Below are 23,659 nucleotides of genomic sequence, written 5' to 3' on the forward strand. Positions count from 1 at the left end.
GTTCAAGCCCCCACCTCGGCCACGAACTGCTGATCGGCCACGAAGAAGCGCACCCGGTTGATGGGCTCACCGGCGGCCAGACGTTGCAGCAGCTGCAGGGAAACCGGCGGCAGCAGGGCACCGTCGATGACGGATTCCAGCATGCGGGCGCCGTTCTCGCTGCGATTGGCGCGGCGCAGTATCTCCTCGGCCACCTCGGCATCCAGCTCCACCTCGGCGCCGAAGCGCTCCTTGAGCAGCTTGACCAGACGATTGAGCTTGCCGCCCACGATCTGCACGAGCGTGTCGTGACCGAGCGGCAGATAGGGGATCACCTCCATGCGCGCCAGCAGCGCCGGCTTGAAGAAGGCGGCGAGCTCGGGGTAGAGCGCATCCAGCAGTGCGTCCGGCTGCTCGGCATGATCGACTATGGTCTGGAAGCCGAGGTTGGAGGTGAGGAAGAACACCACGTTCTTGCAGTCGATGATGCGCCCCTCGCCGTCTGCCAGCTCGCCCTTGTCAAACGCCTGATAGAAGAGGTTGAGCACGTCCGGGTGGGCCTTCTCCACCTCGTCCAGCAGCACCACTGAGTAGGGTTTCTGGCGGATGGCCTCGGTCAGCACGCCACCCTCGCCAAAGCCCACATAACCGGGCGGCGAACCAATGAGGCGAGAGACGGTGTGCTTTTCCTGATACTCGGACATGTTGATGGTGGTGAGATACTGGCGGCCGCCGAACATCAACTCGGCAATTTGCAGCACGGTTTCTGTCTTGCCGACCCCGCTCGGCCCCACCAGCAGGAAGGCGCCAAGGGGCCGACCCGGGCGGCGCAGGTCGGCGCGGGCGGTCAGCAAGTGCTTGTGCAGATGGGCCACCGCCACATCCTGCCCCTTGATGAGATCCCCCAGGTACTCCGGCAGCCGGGTCACCACGTCGAGCTCCCCCTGGGAGATGCGATTGAGCGGCACCCCGGTCCACTCGGCGATCACTGCCGCGACCTGAGTCTTGTCCACGTGGGCCGAGACCAATACCGCGTCCTGCTGCAGGGCGGCCAGCTCGCGCTCGAGCCCGGCCAGCGCCTCGGCGGCGGCTTGCGGATCCAACGGCGCATCCGCCAGATCCAGCGCTTCTCTGGTCAGCAACTCATCCTGCTCGTCGGCGAGCAAGGCGGCCCGCAGCGCCACTATCTGCTGCACCAGTCCCTGCTGCTGTTGCCACTGAGCCTCCTGCTCCACCAGCGCCTCGCGGCAGGCGGACTGGGCGGCGTGCAGATCGGCCAGGCGCTCGGTGTTGTTACCCAGGCCTATCAGGCTCTGGCGCGCCAGCTGGCGGATCTCCAGCTCCCGCTGGCGCAGCTCGTTTTGCAGGTGGCTGACGGCGCGCGGCGGCGTGGTGAGATTGATGGCGACCCGGGCGCAGGCGGTGTCGAGCACGTCGATGGCCTTGTCCGGCAGTTGACGACCGGAGATATAGCGAGCAGAGAGCTGGGCCGCGGCCTGCAGCGCCTCCTCGTCGATCAGCACCCCATGCGCTTTCTCGTAGATGCTGCGCAGGCCGCGCAGGATCACGGTGGCCTCCTCGGCATCGGGTTCCCCCACCTTCACCAGCTGGAAGCGACGGGACAGGGCCGCGTCTTTCTCCACGTATTTCTTGTACTCCCCCCAGGTGGTGGCGGCTATGGTACGCAGCTCACCCCGGGCCAGGGCGGGTTTGATGAGGTTGGAGACATCCAGACCACCAGCCTGATTGCCCGCGCCGATCAGGGTGTGAGCCTCGTCGATGAAGAGGATGACCGGGCGCACCGCGTCCTTGACTTCCTGCATCACCCCCTTGAAGCGCTTCTCGAACTCCCCCTTGACCGAGGCCCCGGCCTGCATGGCGCCAAGATCCAGGGTCATCAGCTCCACGCCGCGCAGCTTCTCGGGCACCTGACCCGCCACCATCCGCAGGGCCAGCCCCTCGATGAGGGCGCTTTTGCCGACCCCGGCCTCCCCCACGACGATGGGGTTGTTCTTGCGGCGCCGCGACAGGATGTCGATCATCAAGTCGATCTCGTGATCCCGGCATAAGACGGGATCAAGCGTGCCCTGACGGGCCTGCTCGGTCACGTTGACGGTGAAGCGGGCCAGCAGGCTGGCATCGGCCGGCAGCGCAGCCTGAATGGGGTTGCCGTTGGCGGAGACAGTTACTTGCGTCTCGGCCGATTCCTTCACCCACTCGTCGAACTGCTGGCGCAGCAGCTCGCGATTGACGTTGGCCAGCAGCCGGGTGGCCGAGCCAGGCAAATAGCGCTGGGGAGTAATCAAGAGCACCAGCAGCAACATGCCGCTGCGCAGTTGGACATGCTGCAGCTCGGCGGAGGCCAGTAGCCAGCTGTCTTGCAGCCACTCCACCAGCAGCGGCGAGAAGGAGGGGTAACCCTGGCCGTAACCGCTGTCGGCGGATGAGGGCTGCAGCAGGGTACGCAGCTCGTCCACCTCCACCTCGGCGCGTTTGAGGATCTGGCGTACATCGGACAGGGGGGTGTCCAGCATCTTCAGCAGCAGGTGCTCGATGCGGATCTCGGCCCCCTGGTGGTTGACGCAGAGGGCCGCAGCCTCCTCCAGCATGTGACGACAGATGGGATTGAGTCTTTCCACCAGTACCGGTAGCTCTATACGAATCAAGGCGTGCTCTCCTCAGAATATTATTTTAGTAATTCGCCCAGTTGACGCAGAACGTCCTGGGTCTGGTTATTCAGCTGCTGGTGATAGAGGCCAAAGATGATGGCCAGCACCACTGCCCCCCCCATGAACAGGCTGCGCAGGGAAACTTGCTTGCGCAGTTGGTAGCGAGAGGCCTGCTGGCCGAGGTCCAGGTGAAACACGCTGGGAGCCTCACCATTCACCTCGGGGGACAGCTGTTTGTGCAGCTGTTTGACGATGCGCTCGAACTCGCCTTGGCCCTTGCTCATCACCTTGTAGCGCCCTTCGAAACCAAGGCACAGGCACAGATAGATGAACTCAAGGATGTCGCGATAACGCACCGGATCTTCCTGCAGGCGGGCAAGCAGCACGAACACCTTCTCCCCACCCCAGGTCTCGTTGTGGAAGCGGGTCAGCAGGGAATGTTCCGACCATTCGCTCTGGCTGCCCCAGTCGCGCCCCATCACGGCCTCATCGATGAAGGTGCAGAGGATGTAGCGAAACGAGAGCACCACACCGTTCTCGTAGCCCTGGGCCATCAGCTCCTGCTCGATGGCCTGGATCTCGGTCACCACCCGCTGGTAGAGCTCGGGTACCCGATCATGGCGTGACAGCAGGCGCACTCGCTGCACCAGCCCGAGCAAGGGAGTCACGGCATCGATCATGGGATTGATGCTCTGGCCCCGCAGGCGGAACCAATGGTCCGAGTCCATGTCCAGCTGCTCGGCATGATCGAACAGCAGATCGCTGAGGTGCTCGTTCTTGAGAATGTCCATGGTCATCTGTGCTTATTCCTTGATGGGATCACTGGCTACGAATGGCCCAGAGCTGCATGTCGAGCTCCGGGAAATCGCCGGCAATGTGGAAAGCGAGGGTGTTGCCCACCGCCAGCATCTGCCAGGCCGGGCTCTGCCGGTCGAGCTGGAAGTAGCTGTAACCGGCGTGATAGGGCAGCTGGCGCGGGGCCACCGGCAGCGGCAGCAGCGGGATGCCGGGCAGTTGCAGGCTGATGAGCTCGCGGATCTTGTCGCTGGAGGCCACCTTGGTCTGTTGCAGCAACTGCTTGCGCAACTGTTCCTGAGGCATGCGGGCCCGCACCGCCAGCACGAAGTCGGCGCTTTGCATCAGTTCGCTCTCCCCCACCACGGCCACCATGACACCGTACTGGTGTTTGCGCAGCTGGATGGAGACGGCCCGTGGCGACAGCACTGTGCTGAGGGCCTGGCGCAGGGCCAGCATCACGGGCTCGAAGCTCAGTTGCTGATCGTCGTGACGGTAGGCGGCAAATTCCGGCGGCAGGCGCGACTCATCGGTGAAGGTCATCAGCTCGCCGCAGATCTGCACCAGGGCCTCGTGCAGCCGCTCCGGGTGCAGGGTGCCGAGGCGGGCGAGATGGGAGAGCTGAGGCTGAGCCCGGTTGAGCAGTTGCAACATCATGAACTCGGCCACGTCGGCGACCCCCTGCTGTCCCGGCGCCGCGATGCGCTGGGAGAGGCTGCGGGCCCGCTCGGCCACGAGGCCGGCGGACTCGCCGAGGAAGCGCTTGAGGGTCGGGATGGCGGAGACGCTGATGCTGCAGGGCATGAAGTTGGGGTCCAGCACCAGGCCGCCGTCCGGACGCTTGTCCAGGATGCGGGCGATGGCCAGCGACGCGTAGGCGCTGCGATCGTCGCGCTCCAGCATCAGCCGCAGGCTGACCCGGCCCACCTCGAGGGAGACCACGTCCCCCCCCTCGCTGTGCAGGTCGCGCACATCGTGACGATGGGCCTGCAGCCTGGTGGCCACCTGGCCCCCCTGATTGACCTCGTTGACCCCGCTCACCGACAGTGGCAGCGCCAGATAGACCTTCTGGTTCGCCACCGAGGCGTCGGTGACCTCCAGCGGGGTCGGCAGCACATCGTCGTTCGGAATGTTGAAGACGGTGCCGTCCGGCAGGATGCCGGTCGCCCCCACCAGGGCGATACGACCGAAGCCGAGGTAGTCCTCGTTGATGGCGAGGGACTGCAGCCCGTAGAAATAGTCGGACAGCGCGCTCAGGCGGGCGTGCAGCGCGTACTCCGAATGCCGTTGCTGTTGCTGGAAGTGCTGGGGCTTGATGAAGAGCCCCTCACGCCAGATAACCCGATTTCGACTCGACATGGTCACTCTTCTTCTTGTTGTAGTTCCACTTCATCCAGACGCAGATGAACCAGGATTTGATAGGCGCGGCCCGTGCTCTTGACCTTGATGACCTTGCGCCATTCGGCGCTCTCCGGATCGGCGTAGCGGGCGATCACCCCGATGTAGCGGGTCTTCTCGTCGAGCTTGACGGGCGGCAGGTACTTGAACTGCCCCGGCAGCAAGGTGTAGTCCTGATGATCTAGGTAGTTCTTGCCGAGCGCCTTCTCCACGTCCGCGGTCACCTGGTCATAATCGGTGGCGAGCAGCTTGGAATCTTCCGCCAGTAGCACCACCTGGAACTCGACGGGGGCCGCCTCCCCGCTCTCGTTGGGGTTGACGTCCGGCTCGGCCACCAGGCTCAGGCCCAGGGTGGAGGGCTGGTCATCGTTGCTGCCCACCTGGATGTCCGGGTCCATGGCCACGTCGGCCATCTTGCCCATGGTGGTACAACCCGCCAGGGTCAGCAGAGCTGCCCCCAGCATCAGCGCACGTGTCATCAAATCAGTCCCTGTTGCTGACGCACGGCCTGGTCATAGGCCTGGGCATACACCTGATGGAACAGCTTGTCGAAGCCCTGCTGACGAGCGGAGGTCAGCTCGCGGTAGTAGTGCTGGTACATGTTCCAGGCCCAGCCCTCGTCCGCGGCGCCCGGGGTACCGGTGCGGCGGTAGTGCTCGAAACGGCCGACCAGGGCATCCGGCGAGAAGGCTTGCAGGATGCTGTCGAGCGCTGCGCCTATGGCCTGCTGGTTCGCCACATGGTGGATGCGCACGTTGCGCAGGCTCTCGGCCACCGCCGCCGGCGCGGTCAGATGCACCGGGCTCTTCTGCTCGGCGAACATCACCGCCAGGGTCTCGTCATAACCGAGCCCCAGACGCAGCGGGTTGTCCTCGATGGGACGCAGGTGCTTGTCCGCCAACGCCGCCTGATCGCTTTGCAGCTGCAGCAAGCCTTCCACCATGGCGCGCACCGTCTTGCCCATCTCTTCGAGCATGTCGTGGGCCTGCTGGGTGTCCTGCATCTGCAGCGGCTGGCCCAGGCCACGCATCAGCGGGGTCAATGCCACGTGATCGACCCCCTCCAGTGGCGGCAGGTAATCCGGGTGATTCTCGATGGCGGGCATATCCAGAAATTCTTGGTTCATGGTGTTCTCGATGGCAGAAAAGGGGGACAGGGACGGATGTTCCATATCCGGTTGTGAGGGGAATTCGGCCTGGCGACGGGGATCCACCAGGGGCGTCAGCGCCGAGCGCTCGTGCTGCAGCGCCAGCAGGGGATCGAGCGCCAGGGCATGGGGATCTTCCTCGCGGACGGCGGGCTCGTCGCTCGCCAGCCACTCGTCCAGCTGCTCGGTGGGGCGATTGCCCAGCACCTGCTGCAGGCTCTGCTCCGGGGTGATGGCGCCGAGATAGGCCTTGAGCCGGAACGGACCGACGATGAGCTCATCCCCCTGCTCCAGGTGCACCTTGCGCGCCCGCCCTATGGGGGAAGTCGCACCATTGATATAGGTCTGGCCGCTCAGATCGCACAGGCAGAAACGACCGTCCTGCAGCTCAATCCGGGCGTGAGCCGGCATGACGGCCCCCAGCCTGTCTCGCAGGTGCCAGTCATCCTGCTCGGAGGCCCCGAGAGAGCCGCCCATCTCATCGAAGCGATACTGCACCTGCTGGTTGCCATCGAGCTGCTCACTGTTGAGCACCACCAGGGAAAGTTGCTGGTTTAGGTCGTTCACATTCACTCCTGCTCTCATTCCTGCACCTATTCCTGAACACAAATAGTCACAAACGGGTCACTTGGCGGCGCGCCGAGGAAGGTGCTCCACCCCAGGCGCGCACTCTGCTCCTCCCCCAATCGCAGCCCCCGGGCCTGCTCCTGGCCGAAGCCGAGTCGCAGATCCCAGGCCAGTTGGTCACGCAGGATGAAGGAGACAAAGGTCACCAGGGCGTGGAAATGCTCCCCGTTCGGGAGAAACCCGAGAAACTGCCCAAAACTCAGGTTATTGATCTTCAATAGAAACTTACCCGCACAGTCATTGACCTTGTCGCCGATGACGAAATCGCCCCCCAGGATGGCGCAGGCACGGCCCAGCCGGTTCTGCTGATCCTGATGGATGGGCACCCGGCGCCACTGCCAGGCATTGACCTCCACATCCGCAAGATCGAAGCAGTGAGCCACCAAACCGGCCACCACCTCTGGGGAGCGACTGGGGCTGGCCAACATGCCCGCGTAGGAGAGCATCTTGGCGCGGTTGACCGGCAAGCTGCGGCAGACGGCCTCGTTGCCAAGCCCCACCAGGGCAAACATCAAGCGGGAGAAACCATCCTCGCCGTTATCCTGAAAACGCACGTGGTAGCGATACTTGCGCCAGATCCGGTGTAGCAGGGTCAGCAATCTGTGATGGAAAAAGTCCAGGAACAGGCCGAGTTTCTGCTCCCCCTGGGCGTACTCCCACGCCAGGGAATCGAGGTAGTAACCCGGCATGGGAGACTGACTGCCATGCAGGCCGAGGAAGGCCACCTCCAGCTCGTGGCGCCCCTTGCCATCACGGCCAATCTGCAGCACATCGCTGGTAGGGAAGCCCAGAGAGGCGGTCGCCTTGAAGCGGATCCCCTCGTCGCTTGGCAGGTAGTCGAGCCCCCGCTCCTGATCGGCGCCATCCAGCCGGTTGAGCAGCTCAACCAGCTGGAAGAAATTGAAGCGAGGCGCGTCCCTGGCGGACGTCACATCAGGGAGTGTTGACCGATCTGGACTGGCCACTGGTAACGCTCCTTGTTGTCGAGATTGACCACCTCAAGCAGGTGGAAGGCATTGACGCTGGCATAGAGCGAGAAGAAGTGAGCCAGCACAGTGCTGAACAGATAGAGCTCCCCCTCGCTGCCAAAAGCGGATTGACGGACGTGCAGCACCGACTTGAGCCCGCGCACCGGCATGCCGCGCACCAACCTGTCGACCGGGGTGGTCTCGATCTCCTCGATCCCCGCCAGCCGCTTGCGCGAGGCCTGCTCCGCCTGCTTGTCGTGCAGGGCCGGGAAGTCATAGGTACGCAACACCTGTACCAGGGCATCCCGGCGCAGCAGGGAAACATAGTTGAGCGATAGGTTGGAGATAAGGGTCCAGTGCAGGCTGCCATCCAGTGCCGGGCGCAACGGTCGGGTCGGCCTGATCAGGTTGCGGAAGGTCGCAAACGAGGGAGAGCTGCCGGTCGGCACGCAGATGTTGCCCACCTTGAGGGTGGCGGCCCGGGAGCGGTTGGTGCAGGTCAGGGTGACAGAGATGGATTCATCCAGTTCCACTGTTGTGGTCTCGTCCCCGCGCACGAAGGAGAGGCTGTGCTCGAAACCGTCCCCGCTCACCGATTCGCGCACCCTCACCCGGTAATAGAGCGCCAGCCGCTGTTTGGCCCGCTCTATCTGGTGCTGGAAGCTCTCGAACGGCTGATAGATGCGCGGCGTTCCGCGAGAGCGCCCAAGGTTGCCTTCCACCCAGCCTTCCACCTCGTCGACCGAGAAGATCTCGAAACTGTCCGCGTGGCGGTAGCTCGCCTTGAGGGGGTATTCGGCCTGGCGCCCGTTGAGGTTGACCGGCTCGCTGTCGTGCTTAAACAAATTGATGGCCGGCACGCAGTTGAGCATGAAGGAGTCGGGGCGGATCTTGAGCTCAGCGGGCAGCGGCTTGTCGAAACAGAAATGGATCTTGAATTCGCTGACCGGCAGAGGTTGCCTGGGCCAGTCGCCACCACTGAGCTCGAAGAAGAGGAAGCTCTGCGGGAAGCAGAAATACTCCTGCAGGATACGGTAGCCGGAGTAGACGTTGTTCGGATAGGGCAAGAGCGCATCGTCGCGCTCGAAGCCAATGGGCTTGAGGGCCTTGGCCTCCTGGCGAAAGCGCTTGCCGTCGATCTCCAGCTCCATGTGGGAGAGCTGGTTAGAGAGCCAGAAGTAGAGCTCATAGGCGGTATAACTGTCCCCGCCGAGGAAGAAGCGCAGCTTGTCGAGCTGCAATTCACTGAGCGGCAAGGGAGCATGCAGGGCAATATCCAGGGAGATGGTGGAGAGATCATTGCCACTCTGGGCCGCGATCTGGCGGATATCGGCCGGGTAAATCCAGGCGTCGTGGCTGGTCTGGAAGTGACAAGTCACCTCATCAATGGGCAGGCTGTCGAGCTGACAACCCTGCTTGACCAGCGCAGGTTGAGTGATGGCCCCGGGGATGACCGAGAACTGCATGATGGTCATGCTGGGCACGGGGCGCAGATAGTTGGGCCAGAGCATATTAAGCAGACCGTGGGTCAGCTCGGGGAACTCATCCTCGATCTTGGCGCGCAGGTTGCCGGTGAGGAACGCGAAGCCTTCCAGCAGGCGCTCCACGTCCGGATCTGTGTTCTGCTCGGATAAGAAACGGGTGAGTTCGGGATGGCTATCTGCAAATTCGCGCCCTTGCAGGCGCAAAAAAGCCAGTTCATCCCTGAAGTAATGTTCCAGCGACATTGATCAGACCATGCGGTAGTGACGGTGACTGTCCATGTGGACGTTGAACGAGGTAACCTGTTCGATGTGCTCCAGCCTCACGTGGGCGGTCACCTGAAACGACATCTCGAGCGGGCTCGACTGATGGTCGGGTGAACGAACTTCCACATGAATGATCCGCGGTTCATAGCGACGGATGCATTGCCGGATCGCCTCACGGATCCGTCCCTTGATGTCGGCACTGCCCTGAGTCGCATCATTGAGATCGATGACACCGAGATCCGGGGCACTGCGACAATTGCCGGGACGGGTGTTGAGGATCTGATCGAGCTGCCGTTTGACAGAGTCCACCAGTTCATCAACTTCCGAGCGGGGGGAAGGATGAAGCCCCTCCCCCCGAATCCTGTCAAACAGGCTGGCCGCATTTCCTCTATCCCAAGAAGAGAGAGACGGCATCGGCCATTATTCCTTGTCCAGACGACCCACCAGAGACAGCTCGAAGCTAGCCCCCATGTACTTGAAGTGCGGGCGTACGGCCATGGTAACCTGATACCAGCCCGGCTCACCTTCCACGTCCAGCACCTTGATCTGGGCGGCGCGCAGTGGGCGACGGCTACGCACATCTGCCGGCGGGTTCTCCTGATCGGCCACGTACTGCTTGATCCAGCCGTTCAGCTCACGCTCCAGATCCTGACGCTCCTTCCAGGAGCCGATCTGCTCGCGCTGCAACACCTTGATGTAGTGTGCCAGGCGATTGATGATGAACATGTAGGGCAGCTGGGTACCCAGCTTGTAGTTGGTCTCCGCTTCCTTGCCTTCCTTGGTGTTCGGGAACACCTTGGGTTTTTGTACCGAGTTGGCGGAGAAGAAGGCCGCGTTGTCGCTGTCTTTGCGCATGGTCAGGGTGATGAAACCCTCTTCGGACAGCTCGTATTCACGACGGTCGGTAATTAGCACCTCGGTCGGGATCTTGGCCTGCAGCTGGCCCATGGCCTCGTACACATGTACAGGCAGGTCCTGGATGGCGCCGCCACTCTGCGGACCAATGATGTTCGGGCACCAGCGGTACTTGGCGAAGCTGTCGGTCAGGGAGGTGCCCATCAGATAGGCGGTGTTGCCCCACAGGTAGTGGTCGTGATCCGAACTGATGTCTTCTTGGTAGTTGAAGCCCTTGATGGGATTCTCGGTCGGGTCGTAGGGCAGACGTGCCAGGAAGCGCGGTGCGGTCAGCCCCAGGTAGCGGGCATCTTCCGATTCGCGCAGGGAGCGCCACTTGGTGTAGGCCGGGCCTTCAAACACCGACTTGAGATCCTTGATGGACGGCAGATCGGTGAAGCTGTCCACACCGAAGAAGGCCGGTGCGACGGAGGAGATGAAGGGGGCATGGGCCATGGCGCCGACTGCGCTGACATACTGCATCAGCTTGATGTCGGGGGAGCTGTGGGTGAAGGCATAATCGCCGATCACGGTACCGATGGGTTGACCACCAAACTGGCCGTAACCAGTGGAATAGACGTGCTTGTAGAGGCCAGACTGGGTAATTTCAGGGGAAAACTCGAAATCCTCCAGCAGTTCCTCTTTGGTCGCATGCAGCACCTGGATCTTGATGTTCTCACGAAAATCGGTGCGATCCACCAGCAGCTTGAGGGAGCGCCAGGAAGACTCCAGCTCCTGCAGCTCTTTGGCGTGCAGTATGACGTCCATCTGCTTGCTCAGCTTCTTGTCGAGCTCGACAATCATGCTGTCCACCAGCGCCTTGTTGACCGGCTCAGCGGTGGTGCCGCTGTCCAGAATGTTGGCGATCAGGGCGGCAACCCCCTGCTTGGCGACGCTGTAACCCTCATCCACCGGGGTGATGCGTGCCTGCGCCATGATTTCGTCCAGCAAGGACGACGAGGAGGCAACACTCGCCCCCGCTTGAACCTGTTCTTCGACCTGAGACATAGTTTTTCCTTATCGATCAGTTAATTAGTCTGCAGATCACTCGGCAGGCTTAATCAGATCCAGCTCCTTGAGCAGTTGCTCGCGAGCCTCGTCACTGGACAGCAGATCCTGCAAACGATTGCGGAAGGACGGGATATTTCCCAAGGGTCCTTTCAGGGCAACCAGGGCCTCACGCAGTTCCAGCAGCTTGCGCAACTCTGGCACTTGCTGGGCAACGCTGTCGGGGGTGAAGTCCTCCAGGGACTGGATCTTGATCGACACGGGCAGCTCGTCCTGGCTGTTCTCTTCCAGGCGATTGGGAACGGAAAATTTCAGTTCCAGTGCAGATTCTTTCATGACGGAAGAAAAATTATTCTTGTCGATGGAGACGGTTTGACGCTCCTCGATGGGGGTCTCTTCCGTGCGTCCTTTCATGTTGCCAACCACCATCATGGTCAACGGAAGCTCTATTTCAGCCTGTTGCCCACCGGTTGCCGGCACATATTTGATATTAATACGCTCTTTAGGCGCAACAGTGGCGCCATCAATTCCTTTTCCCATGCTCTAAATACCAAGTTAAGGATCCACGAAGACCCCAAAGCTTATAGCCAACGCCCACCATGGCAACTGTAAAAAATGACAGTTGACCTGTTAAACCCAGTTTCAGGCGAATGAGCGTTAGCCGACGAGGCATTTTTGATATGTATCAGGCCAAGGCCATGATAATCAAAAACGCAATGTGCTGCTTGTTACTTATACAACCGATTTTGCCTCTACTCTTCGTTAGAGGTCTGTTTGGCTTAAGAGCCATTTGCGACAGATGGTATATTCATGATTCTGATTACGTCAATAAAAAATATTTAAAAAACATTTAAATATTATTAGTGAAATAATAAATATCAATAAAATCAAACAGATAAGACAAATCATATGCTGAGAGAGAAATATCTTAAATTGGATTCCACTGCGAAATGGTGGTGCTTGATCGGCAAGGAAATCAATGAATTTTACATCAAGCTGATGGGGAAGCATTAATACTTGGCAACAGAATGACGACTCCAAAAAAGTGATAGCGCCTCTCTCATACAAAACAGCCATATAAAATACACTATAAAATTAACCCATAAAGTACAAAAAATATCCCATGGCATTCATCATCACACCATGGGATTTTTCCATCTAATATGAAAATTTAGTGTGTTTTATCATCTTGCTGAGCACTATGTATTGTCTTGTATCTTCTCAGGAGGATGGCTTTTCTCCAGCTTGATGAACCAGTGCTGGGCCAATTTTTGACCAGATGCTTTCTCCTGTTTTGTCATCCCTTTTTCCAGCTCATTGCCTGCATCGGTCGCGTCCTTGTTACCGTCGGTCGCAGCGAGCAGATACCATGCATAAGCATGCAAGCGGTTACGAGGTGCACCCCAGCCTCGCTCACGCATGGTGCCCATGCGATATTGCGCCTGTCGATGATTGGCATTGGCTGCCAGCCGATAGTGTTTGAGCGCCTGAACATAGTCCGCCTCTCCACCCAGCCCCAGCCGCAGCATCTCACCATAGGCATAGTGGGCCTCGACGTTGCCCTGCAGCGCCGCCAAGGCGAGGCTCTGGCGTGCCGCTACCAGCTCACCCCGTCCTTGTTGCAATTTGGCCAGCTCGAGTTGTGCCTGGCTCACCCCGCCTTTGGCCGCCAGCGTTAGCCAGTGCTTTCGCGCTGCCGGATCGCTCTGTGTCAGGCTCAGCTGATATTCAGCCTCGTGAGAGCCGTTGCTCGCGGCCAGCTCCAGCCAGTAACGACCGAGCGCAAGATCCTGAGCCACCACCTCCCCCGCCAGATAGGCTTGTCCCAACCACAGCTGTGCCTGGGGAGCACCGGCATTGGCGGCGCGCTGATACAAGGGGACAGCCTCGGCACCACTCGCCCGGCTGGCCAGGATCAGCAAGGCATCCGGTTGTTGCTGGGCTGCAGCCTTCTCATACCAGCGCTGAGCGAGATCGGGGCGCTTGGCGACTCCCTTTCCTTGCTCATAACGCAGACCGAGCCGATATTGCGCCTCGCGGTTACCCTGCTCGGCCGCCTTCTCCAGCCACTCGATGGCATCGGCGTCGGCACCTAGCTGCTTGGCATACCACTCTCCCAACACCAGCTGAGCGTCCGCATGATCGCGTTTGGCCGCCTGCTCGAACCAGTCGAGGCACTCATCGACCAGTTTGCCCTGATGTTGCTGCCGGCACGCCAACCCCAGCTGATAGCTGGCATCCGCATTACCCAGCTTGGCCGAGCGCTGCCACCAGTCTTGGGCCAGCTTTGGATTCTTGGGCTCACCGAGGCCAGTCTGATACCAGCTCCCCACCTGCAGCGCAGCCTTGCCTCGTACATCCGCATCGGCCGCCAGTGGTCCTGATTGATCCGCAGCCTGCTTCATCCAGCGCATCGCCTCGGGATAATCCGGCTTGGCCGCCAAACGATTGGCCAGCTCATATTGCGCCTTGCCCTGGCCCTGCTGAGCGGCTTGAGAAAGTTCAGACTCAGTGAGTGGTGTAGTTGTGGTGCAAGCGGTAAGCCAATAAACAGCCAATGCTAAGCATAAAAGGTGATATTTCATATATAGATCTTTAGATAATAAATTAACATACGTAAATAAAAATATTTACAATGGATTTTATAAAGATTTATTCTACAACGATATTTTATTTCTGAAGAAAATTATGCCTGTACCAATAATTAACCAACTGGTAGTGATTGAGCAATCTTGACTATAAGGTCATCGATGCCGATGATAAAGATCGTAGCAACTAGACTGCCTTGCCAACTGTCGAGTATCACTTTCGAATCGAAATTTTCACCACAAATGCGACAGATCACATGGTAGTAAGGCGTTTGCTGAAAACTTATTTAATATGAATGTGCAATAGCCATAGACTAACTACTCAAGCCAAGTTCTGTTGCAGGGAGAGACTAAAAAGGTAGGTACCCCAATAGCTTGTATCTTCCTCAAGAAGAATATAAAGCAACCAATGATGATGAAATTCTACAGAAACAACCTTAAGTTTATACATGAATATATACTATGATTTCTAAATAGGACAAGACATCGGCTAAGGCCGATGTCTTGAAATGATATTTTCAGTATTATTTGAATTCATTGTTTGGAAAACACTATTAATATTAACTATCACACATTTACTTTAGATAGAATCGACTGCCATTCTAAATGCTGAGAATGATACATATGCATCTGATGGGTTGGAGCTTTCTGCCTCAGTGCCTGCCAACCATTCATCCAGTTCATTATCGAAATTACTAATCACCCACTTTAAGTTGTCTTTTATAACAGGTGATGTTCTATCTATAATTTCCTCTCTTTCAAAATCATCTACCACTCCCCAAACCTCTACATATGGGATTAATGGCTTCAAACTATTTGGCACATCTGAAAAATCAATATCCGTTGTAGGAATGTTTTTCCCCAGATCTATGGCTATTTGCTCAAGCTCATTACAAGTCAATAATTTTTTAGAACTGTTCATATCATTCATTCCATCAATACCTTATTCATGCGTAAATACCAATCCCAGTATTCCTTTCTGATATCAGCTGGAACTTCAGCCGCATCAAACATTTTACCTGAAAGGGACTTGACTTCATCTTCAGTAACTTTACCCCAATCAAACTCCCCTCCCATTGATTTCCGCATGTCAGCACGCCACGTGTTATAAACACCAAAAGTTGCACGATGATTTGCTTCAGGCATTAGAACAGCAGGTGCTTGGCTAGCATCATACTCTGGGAAATTATGTTTCATCCATGCAGACATAACTCCATGATGAGAATTTAATCCAGGTCTAGGTTTAGGCATATTACCATGTTTATCAACTGTGAACTTAAAGGCATGTTTAAGACAGTTAGTCGCTTTAAGCATTAACCCCAGCGGATCCACCCAACCAGTGGGATTGGGAGCGTACTGGTAGTTATTGAGCCCACCGGCCAAGCCTATCGGGTCGGGGGTAATAAATCTACCGGTGTCGGGCTGGTAGTAACGGTGACGGTTATAGTGCAGCCCGGTCTCGGTATCATAATATTGCCCCTGGAAACGCAGAGGTGTCTCGACCTCGGCCAGCTCTTGCTTCCAGACATTGCCATAGGCGCGATAGCGTACCTGCCAGGCGCTATGGCCATCGTGATGGGTCAGGGCCAGGGGAGTGCCCAGATGATCCAGCTGGTAGTGATAAACCTCGGCCTGTTTCCCTTCTCCTTCCAGCTGAACCAGCGGTTTGAAGCTGCCCGGCTCATAGATAAAGCTGCGATAAGCCCCGTCGCTGCGGCTCTCGGCGATGAGGTTGTTGGCCTGCCACAGGAACTCGGTCACCTGCTCATCGGCGCCGTTTGTCACCGTCTTGCGAATGCGACGACCGAAGGCATCGTAGTCATAACGCGCACGGCTGCCATCGGGCAGCTCGGCCACAATCAATTGATGCTGACAGTCGTACTCATAGCGGGTAAACAATCGCTGCGCTTTGCCGCGCCGCTCGGTGGCCAGACGACCAAACTCGTCATACTCGAAATGGCGATCGCCACTAAATAGCAGCCGGTTGCCTTGAGTGCGCGCGGGTTCAAATTGGTTGCCCTGGGTCTGACTCAGCAAGTTGCCGGCGGGATCATGCATAAAGCGCTCGGTCAACTCACCGCACACCTCCAGCAACCTGTCCAGTGGATCGTAGCGATAGTGCTGCTCTCCTTGTGGATTGCCGGCCGCCACCTGAGCACTGTCATTGACACGCAGCAGATTGCCGGACCTGTCGTAACCGTAGCGCCGCTCGCGGGAGACCTGCTGGCCACGGTGCAGACGCAGTGCAGTCAAGCGACCCTGCTCGTCATACTCATACTGCTGGGTCAGTGCCCCTTGGCGACGACGCATCTCGAGGCCTGCCGCTACCTGATGGCGGGTCAGCTCGCTGCCATTAAGATCGATACCGCTTAACACCCCGTCCTGATAACGGTAATCGAGATGGTTGCCATCGGGCAGTCGCCACTGGGCGAGTTGCCCCATGACACCGTGCTTGAAATAACTGGAGGCCCACCCCTGATGCTCGGCAGTGAGGTTTCCGCCCTTGTCATATTCAAAGGCCAGCGGCCAGACACCGTCATCAACCCGGATCAGCTGGCCATAGGTGTCATAGGCAAACTGGATCTCACGGCCATCCGGCAGCTGTTTGCTGAGCAGTCGCCCCATGGCATCGCGCTCATAGCGGGTGACCAGCTCGGCCTCTTCTTTGCCGTACTCCACCTTCTCGCAAAGATGGCCATTCAGATCGTAGCGATAAGCGATGGTGCGCCCGTCAAAGCCGGTCTCCTGGGCCACCAAGCCATTGGGGTAATACTGGATGCGGTGCTGCTCGCCGTGCTCATTCTCGATTTCACTGAGAAACAGCTTGGCGTTGTCATAGCGGTACTTGAGTTCGCTGCCGTCAGGATTGATGCGCCGACTGAGCAGATGCAGGCGATCGTGGTATTCATAACGAGTCTCACGGCCCAGCTCATCCCACTCGGCCGTCACCTTGTCATAGGGGTTGTATTCGAAACGGCGACTACCGCCACCGGGCAGATGCACTGCCCGCAGGCGATCGGCTCCATCCCACTCGTAACGGGTGATAGCACCGCGGGGATCCCGGCGCAGGATCTGGCGGCCCCGCTCGTCATAGCGCCAGCGGGTGAGGCCGCCATCGGTCCCCTTCTCTTCGATAAGCTGGCCAAGGCGATTCCAGAGCAGTTCGATGCGACTGCCATCGGGCTGTGCCACCCAGCTGAGTTTGCCTTGTGCGGTGTAGCCATAGCGGGTCTGCCGCCCGAGCGGGTCAACCCGGGCAATGACATCGCCCTGTTCATTGCGCTCGAAGCGCCACTCACGCTCACCTTGCACCACTTTGCGAACCCGACCATCCCAGTAGCTGTAGGCGGTTTCACTGCCATCTGGCGCAATTTCCAGCGATAACAACCCCGCATCGTCATAGTGATAACGAGTTTCCCCTCCCAGAGCATCGCAGGCCAGTACCTTCTGTCCCTGGTCGTTGTAGTCAAATTCGGTGATTGCACCGTCCGGATCCTGCTGGCGCACCAGACGGGCATTGCTGTCATGGCGATAGACTTCGAGGCTGCCATCGACGCTCTGAACCGTCACCTCCCCCTTGTCGTCATCCCAGCCGTAGCTGACGTCGAAGCGGGCGACGTCGCTCCAGTGGCGAATGGCGCGGGCCTTATTCCCCTCCCCTTCCCACTCCCAGAAGAAGCCCGCGCCACCGGCGAGACGGCGCTCGAGGATCACCCCATCGGGCCGGTAGCGGTAGCGCTCCTGCTCACCCACCCCGTTCTCGGCGGCAACAAGCCGGCCCGCCTCGTCGTAGTGATAACGTTGCAGGGTCGATTGTGGCTGCCAGTGCAGGCCATCGAACTGCTGCAACTCGAGGGCACAGAGGCGATTGCCCTGATAGACAAGCCGCAGGGCTAGCCCTCCCTCGTTCTCCAGCCAGCAGGGGCGACCCTTCTCATCGGCGCGCACCGCCAGCCGGTTGCCGTAAGCATCGGAGAGCGCGGTCAGACACCCCTCGTTCCCATGCCAGAAAAAATGCAGGAAAGGCGACCCCGCCTTGGCCAGGATCACCTCGTCATCAGTGTCGCCGAGATAGACGGCCGCCGACGACAGCCGGTTGGTCGCCATGGGCATCCTGCCGGACGGCAGGGGCAGCTCGATGGCGAGGGATTCATCATCCCACCAGGTCAGGGTCTCGCCGTGGCGCTCGAGTCGGTGGGCCAGGGAGTGACTCCAGCCAGCCCCCATGCCGCGGTCCAGCGCCACCGCCGAGGTGCGGTAAAGACGGCCAAAGGTGAAGGGCAGCATGCCAGGCAACTGGGCATCCTCCAGTGCCAGCAACTCTTCCCCCGTTACCATGGAAACGGGGCAACCATTGGTGCAGGTCTGGGCTTCGGGCTGGTGCGCCTGATCCGATGGCGTCCTGCCCTGCTTGGAGGCATCCGGGGTGTTGTTGACCTGCTTGATCTCGGTATGAGCCTCGAACCTGCGTTTGGCGGCGGTTCCCTGCACGACCTCGGTCATGACACCGCTATCCACAAGCTTGAGATCCGCCTTCTTGGCCGGATTGAGGGGAGCTACACCGGCCACCAGCACTTTCTTGGCGCTCTGGGCATGCTGAACCAGATTGTGCTTCTTGGACATGGATATCAGGCTGGTCACAAGCACAACCATTCGAGCTTGTTTTTTGGCGGCGCCAGCCGCTTTTACGCTATATCGCACCGCCAACCCGGCCCCCCCGGTCAACACCACGCCGACGATGACGTCGATAAGCACGGTGGCGATCACCTGGGTACCGAATTCGGTCTGCTCATCCGGCGGCAGCAACTTGACCCAGCTCACCAAAGCGTAAGCGTAGAGATAAAGCAGGGCCTCATCTTGCAGCACCAGCATGGCTGCCTCCATCTGGGAGGCTCCTGCCGCAGCCATGGCGGCCGCATCAACCCCGAACTCCGCCAGCTTCTTGGCATTGCCCACCGGATCGGCCAACAGATCGTAAATGGTCTTGAGATCGTCCCAGACCCCGACCAGGGCCTTGCCGATACCGCTGACTGCGGCGAGGGAATGCGCCCCAAAACCGCCCCCGTTCATGGTGTAGCGGGCCCAGGCTGCCTTGTGTTCGCTCCCCCACTCCTTGGTGAGCCAGTCGATGAGATCCTGTTGCACGGGGGCATAGGAGGCAAAGAGTCCGTCTAGATCTGCCTTCTTCACATTGGGATAGAAGGTGACTCGATAAGATTTGCCGGGGACAAGCTTGCCCACCTCGGCGATACCCTTGGCATCCAGGGTTCCTTCCTTGGCCACGGACTCGCTGACGAAGCGCCCGCGATCCATCTTGCCCGCTTCCACCTTGTAGGGGGTATTGCCGATGGGGATAAAACGCACCGATTCGAACAAATGCACCAGCCGCAAGGTGCCGCTCAGCGGGCACTGGGTGACGACAGACTGCGCCTTCTTGCTGTTTGATGAGACAGAGACCTTCTTGTCACCCACCTTGATGGTCTGCTCCATGTCCATGCTGAGCAGATCACCCAGGAAGAAGCTCTCGGCATCCTTGCGATACTCTTTCAAGGCATTTCGATAATCGGCGATCACCTGGTTGAAGACGGCCTGACCGGCGTTGCTCATGCTTGAACCTCTTGCAGCAGCGCAGCTTCCAGCGCCGGAAATATTTCGGAGTCACTTAAGGGATTCCGCGCGACGAAGCGGGCAACCTTGAGCCGTAAATTGGCCTCGGGAAAGGACCAGTAGAGCTGACCATTCTGATCCGCAAGCTGCTGCATCAGGTTATTGATGAGGGGGCCGGGATCCTGCTTTGCAAGGCTGGTCGCCAGCGCTTCAGGCAGGCTCCACCAGGGGAAAGTCCGCGGCGCCTTGGCCTCGGACTCTGTCCAATGAAAGCCATGTCCAGCGACCCAGAGCCCGTTCAGCTCGGGCAACAGGGTGGTGAAGCCATCCCCCAGCTGCTCTGCAATGGGCACCAGATAGGCCCCCTCCCAGTGACGAAAGAACACCGTATCCCCCTGATGCCACACCTGGGTCAACCCCTGCAGATGGGCATAGAGGGTCGCCATGGGCTGCGCCGTCGACAAAATGAATCCCCAATCACGGGCGTCCGTGCTGGCGGCCCACTCGATAAAGGAGCTGCCTCGATCGAGCTCGACCAGATAGGGCATGACGGGGTGCCAGTCTTCATAAGGGGTGCCGAGATAGAGCCCGCTGGGAGTGTGGCGGCCATCCAGCCGGTAGTAGTGCTGCAAAGAGTTGGCATCGCTCGCCCCCGCCAGCACGGCATAGAGAGGGCGCTGATCACAAGCAGTGATCCACTCACTCAGAGAAATGGTCTCAGATCTCACAAGCGCCCTCCTTGCACTTCTCGCACTCTTCGCAGAAAGGCGCCGCACTCTTCATGGTGGCGAGCTGAGCCGGACTCAGCGGTACCTTGGGTGCGGGAGGGACTGTGACCCCTTGGGGGTTGATGGGAGATTTACCTGCCCAACCGGAGCCGGAACCAGGACTGCCGCCGGAGTTCATCTTGATGGTGGGGCCCACCAGGGTGACGCCGCCGCCATCTACCTTGACGAAGCAGCCGCCGACCTTGACGGTGATTTCAGATCCCGCCTCCAGCACCACCTTGGCACCGGCCTTGACGTGTACCTCCTGCCCCGCCTGGGTGAGCCAGTTCTGACCGAGTTTTTGATGCAGGGACGCATCCACGGTGAGCGACAGGTCACCCTTGATATGATCCCGCTTCTCGCCGCCCACAGTGAGATGGTCATTGCCCTTGATGCGGGTCACCCGCTCATTGTCGATGTCCCTGTGTTCGTCGTGCTTGATGTGCCAGGCCGCGTCGTTCTCGATGAGCAGGTTCAGGTCTTTCTGACCGTGGATATAGATCTCTTCCTTGCCCGCCTGATCTTCGAAGCGCAGCTCGTTGAACCCCTCTCCCTGGTGGGTCTCGGTGCGCAGCACGGTGCGGGTCTTGTTGGCTGGCAACTCATAAGGGGGCCGGTTGGTGGCGTGATAGGTGCGACCGGTGATGATCGGCTGATCCGGGTCCCCTTCCAGGAAACTCACGATCACCTCGTGGCCGATGCGCGGGATGGTCATCATGCCGTACTGACCGCCGGCCCAACCCTGGCTCACCCGTACCCAGCAGGAGCTCTGGTCGTTAGAGCTGCCATAGCGATCCCAGGGAAATTTCAGCTTCACCCGGCCGTGCTCGTCGCAGTAGATCTCTTCCCCTTCCGGGCCCACCACGATGGCGATTTGCGGGCCGTCCACCATGGGCTTGTGGGGCGCCTGTGGGCTGCCGATATGCGCACGCCAGGTCGCACTCGCCTTCACCACCCCGAACTCGTTGTGGTAGACGGTGGGGCCGCTGCCCCCCTCCTCCTCCAGCGCCTGGGGCTGCGAGCCGGTGTGGCGGATGCGCACGACTTGCCAATCGGCGTTGAGCACGCCGTTCGGGTGTTCGGTGAGAGAGAAATACTGCCCCGGCAGCAGGGCCGCGCAGTTGGATTTGCCCTGACCGGTGACGGCGTCATTGCGCAGGGCGTCGAGCCTGTGCTGGGCAAACGCCTTGCCGCTCGGGTCCAGCTTGTAGCGGCCCGGGGAGTCGAAGTGCTGGTAGGTATCGCACTGATGGGATAGCTCGGCGCCGCGCCGCTTGTGAGAGAGGCCATAGGCCGGAGTCTTGAAGCTGTAATCTTTGAGCTCAACATCCGACGTCCGTACCGCTTCCCGGTAGTGGAATTGGCGTACATAGGGGCCCTGCTCCAGGGCACGGTTGCCGAGATTGAAGAAGAGCTCGGGGCCTGCGGTCAGGGCCGCCGCATCGTCGGCAAAGACGATGCGGTGTTTGCCGGCTTCGAACTCGTGGAAGTAAAACAGCCCCTCTTCGGCGGCAAGGCGGTTCACAAAATCGAGGTCCGTCTCCCGGTACTGGACACAGTATTCCCGCTGGGCGTGCTCGTTCTTGAGTGCGAAGGCGTAGTCCGTGATGCCGTGCTCTTGTAGCAAGATGGAGAGAATTTCGTCCGGCTTCTGGGCCTGGAAGATGCGGGAATTCTGACGAAGCCCCAGCCGCCACAGGGCCGGCTGCACCAGCAACTGATAACGGGTGCGACGAAAGCCGCTATCCCCCTGGGCAAAGTCGCTCACAACACCGCACACCCGCCGCTGCAGCTCTCCGTGGTACCACACCTGCAGCTCGCAGGGCTGGTCCAGCACGGCGCCAAAGTCGACATCCGACTGAGGGCTCGCGAGTTCCAGCCTTAGCTGGAAGGGGCCGTTTAGCGCCTCTTCCAGTGCAAACTCGGCCACCACGAAGGTGCTCTCGGGCAAGGCCCCCACTTTGACGGTGAATTGTAATCCTGTGCTGTCTGCCATCGGCACGCCTCTGCGATTAATCCTGCCCCGCCAGCGGGGAGTATCAAGGTGGGTGAGAGATCAGCCATGGCCGCCGTGTTTTCGCCGCCATGGCTACCGCACGCCCTGAGGCGTGCGGTGGTATCAACGTCATGTTCTTTCTTGTGCTCGCTCAACGAGCAAACGAGCAGAAGAAAGAGGTGACCAGGACAGGCAAAGATGAGAAGCAGGCCGGTATCCCGGCCTTTGAGATCAGGCCAAGTTGGACTGAATGTATTGCGCTATCTGAATGCTGCGGTTATCACCACGCCCCTGCAGATCGACGATGACTTCCTGCACTGTGCCGCGATAGACCAGAGAGCCACGGACCAGGGTCCTGTGGTTATGGCCAATGTCGGTGAAGGTGGCGCCCCCCCGGTGCAGGTGAATGTGCGGTTCATTGGTATCGGGATAAAACGACTCTTTCGGCATAAGGCCTCCCTGTCTGAATACAGAAAAGGGAGCACCTGGACGGGTGCTCCCTCATGGCATCAAGCCTCGATCGGCGCACGCCAGTCGTCGGCACCGGAGGTACCGGCGACGGTGTGCTCCCAGTCGATCTTGCGGTAGGCCAGGGAGACCTGGATCAGCTGGGTGAAGTCGGCGTTGGCGGGGTCCTGGCAGTGGGGCATCTGGCAGTCGATGTCGACGATGGTGGAATCGGTCAACACTGTGCTGAAGAAGTGTTCCTGCTTGCCTTCGACCGAGGTGCGGTACCACTTCAGGGTCACTTTCGGCAGCATCTCACCGGAGGCCAGGGAGTTGTACATCAGCGGCACGGCTTTGTTCAGCGCGACGGTGAACTTGAACGGCTTGTGGACACGCTGGCCGGCAGGTTGGCCGGATTGCGGATCAGTCGGCACTGTGACGACGTGTTGGAATTCCTGAACCAGCATCTCGTCTTCATGGCCTTGCACGAAGATGTTGCCGACGGAGTCAGAGGTGAAGGCACCGGCGGTGATGTTGCCCTGGGTTTTACCTTCGATGCTGATGTAACATGGAGTTGGCATGGGTATGCTCCTGATTGGTTGAACGGTAATGACACTCAACCGAAACCATTAGCAGTGACCATGCCAAATATTTTTTTTCATATAAAACAATAAACTAGAGTTATATTTCTATTTTAATGCGTGCAATAGACCGCAATATTTTGCCTTATCAGCATATAAGGCCAATTTATTTTGCATTGTTGAAATTTATGACCGTAGTCAGAGCAATTAATTGCTTGTCATGGTGTTTTACACCAATTTCATCATACGTCGCCCCTATCCTGACTCTGTTCATCCCTACAGGCTTTCTTCCAGTGATGCCGCTGGCCCATGACAAGCGCAGTTCACGCACCAGCCGCGCCAAAGGGAGTAGCGAGACACAGGCTCCTCCCCGATAGAAGCCGCCTCGGACACGGGCAAGCGCTATACCTAATACCATGAGTCCCAGGTCAGGCGCATGG

Annotated in this window: 17 protein-coding genes; all 17 read right to left on the reverse strand. The window is 59.1% G+C overall.

The genetic code is table 11. The features are described from left to right. Nucleotides 1–2: 2 nt before the first annotated feature. Entirely contained in the window at nt 3–2,645 is a 2,643-nt protein-coding gene (gene tssH, locus BN1124_RS12665) for a type VI secretion system ATPase TssH (RefSeq protein WP_042642432.1), read from the reverse strand. Between the two features lie 20 nt (nt 2,646–2,665). Continuing rightward, the gene (icmH, locus tag BN1124_RS12670) at nt 2,666–3,445 is read right to left on the reverse strand and encodes a type IVB secretion system protein IcmH/DotU (RefSeq protein WP_042642434.1); all 780 of its coding nucleotides are present in this window, start codon (nt 3,443–3,445) and stop codon (nt 2,666–2,668) included. Nucleotides 3,446–3,467: 22 nt separating this feature from the next. Then, nucleotides 3,468–4,802 (reverse strand): type VI secretion system baseplate subunit TssK, encoded by a 1,335-nt coding sequence (gene tssK, locus BN1124_RS12675; protein ID WP_042642436.1) that lies wholly within the window; start codon nt 4,800–4,802, stop codon nt 3,468–3,470. Between the two features lie 2 nt (nt 4,803–4,804). Next, complete coding sequence (gene tssJ, locus BN1124_RS12680; protein WP_042642438.1) at nt 4,805–5,320, reverse strand: type VI secretion system lipoprotein TssJ; 516 nt, start codon at nt 5,318–5,320, stop codon at nt 4,805–4,807. Next, nucleotides 5,320–6,555, reverse strand: a complete 1,236-nt coding sequence (gene tagH, locus BN1124_RS12685; RefSeq protein WP_042642599.1) for a type VI secretion system-associated FHA domain protein TagH — start codon at nt 6,553–6,555, stop codon at nt 5,320–5,322. Before tagH ends, tssJ begins: the two co-directional genes overlap by 1 nt. 26 nt (nt 6,556–6,581) lie before the next feature. Continuing rightward, entirely contained in the window at nt 6,582–7,580 is a 999-nt protein-coding gene (gene tssG / locus BN1124_RS12690) for a type VI secretion system baseplate subunit TssG (RefSeq protein WP_042642440.1), read from the reverse strand. After that, nucleotides 7,544–9,310, reverse strand: a complete 1,767-nt coding sequence (tssF, locus tag BN1124_RS12695) for a type VI secretion system baseplate subunit TssF (RefSeq protein WP_042642442.1) — start codon at nt 9,308–9,310, stop codon at nt 7,544–7,546. Before tssF ends, tssG begins: the two co-directional genes overlap by 37 nt. Before the next feature lie 3 nt (nt 9,311–9,313). Further along, nucleotides 9,314–9,745, reverse strand: a complete 432-nt coding sequence (tssE, locus tag BN1124_RS12700; RefSeq protein ID WP_042642444.1) for a type VI secretion system baseplate subunit TssE — start codon at nt 9,743–9,745, stop codon at nt 9,314–9,316. Nucleotides 9,746–9,751: 6 nt separating this feature from the next. Continuing rightward, the gene (gene tssC, locus BN1124_RS12705; protein ID WP_042642446.1) at nt 9,752–11,233 is read right to left on the reverse strand and encodes a type VI secretion system contractile sheath large subunit; all 1,482 of its coding nucleotides are present in this window, start codon (nt 11,231–11,233) and stop codon (nt 9,752–9,754) included. Nucleotides 11,234–11,269: 36 nt separating this feature from the next. Next, nucleotides 11,270–11,773 carry a type VI secretion system contractile sheath small subunit gene (tssB, locus tag BN1124_RS12710; RefSeq protein WP_025326628.1) on the reverse strand — a complete coding sequence of 168 codons (504 nt, stop codon included), beginning with the start codon at nt 11,771–11,773 and terminating at the stop codon, nt 11,270–11,272. A 659-nt stretch (nt 11,774–12,432) separates the two neighbouring features. Next, a complete protein-coding gene (locus tag BN1124_RS12715; RefSeq protein WP_042642451.1) occupies nt 12,433–13,818 on the reverse strand; it encodes a tetratricopeptide repeat protein in 1,386 nt (461 codons plus the stop codon). 583 nt (nt 13,819–14,401) lie between these two features. After that, nucleotides 14,402–14,752, reverse strand: coding sequence for a hypothetical protein (locus BN1124_RS21335; RefSeq protein ID WP_156128342.1), 351 nt, complete (start codon nt 14,750–14,752; stop codon nt 14,402–14,404). Then, a complete protein-coding gene (locus BN1124_RS12720; RefSeq protein WP_082041607.1) occupies nt 14,749–19,428 on the reverse strand; it encodes an RHS repeat-associated core domain-containing protein in 4,680 nt (1,559 codons plus the stop codon). The genes BN1124_RS21335 and BN1124_RS12720 overlap by 4 nt, the downstream gene beginning before the upstream one ends. After that, on the reverse strand, nt 19,425–20,156 hold the full coding sequence (locus BN1124_RS12725) for a DUF4123 domain-containing protein (protein ID WP_042642454.1): 732 nt from the start codon (nt 20,154–20,156) through the stop codon (nt 19,425–19,427). Before BN1124_RS12725 ends, BN1124_RS12720 begins: the two co-directional genes overlap by 4 nt. Continuing rightward, nucleotides 20,146–22,191: a type VI secretion system Vgr family protein gene (tssI, locus tag BN1124_RS12730; protein WP_042642455.1), complete on the reverse strand. Its 2,046-nt coding sequence runs from the start codon at nt 22,189–22,191 to the stop codon at nt 20,146–20,148. Before tssI ends, BN1124_RS12725 begins: the two co-directional genes overlap by 11 nt. Nucleotides 22,192–22,422: 231 nt before the next feature. Then, entirely contained in the window at nt 22,423–22,641 is a 219-nt protein-coding gene (locus BN1124_RS12735; protein WP_033130164.1) for a hypothetical protein, read from the reverse strand. Nucleotides 22,642–22,700: 59 nt separating this feature from the next. Continuing rightward, entirely contained in the window at nt 22,701–23,219 is a 519-nt protein-coding gene (hcp1, locus tag BN1124_RS12740; protein ID WP_042642458.1) for a type VI secretion system effector Hcp1, read from the reverse strand. Nucleotides 23,220–23,659 lie beyond the last annotated feature (440 nt).

Source organism: Aeromonas eucrenophila (assembly GCF_000819865.1).
In the GTDB taxonomy this organism is placed as follows: Bacteria; Pseudomonadota; Gammaproteobacteria; order Enterobacterales; family Aeromonadaceae; genus Aeromonas; species Aeromonas eucrenophila.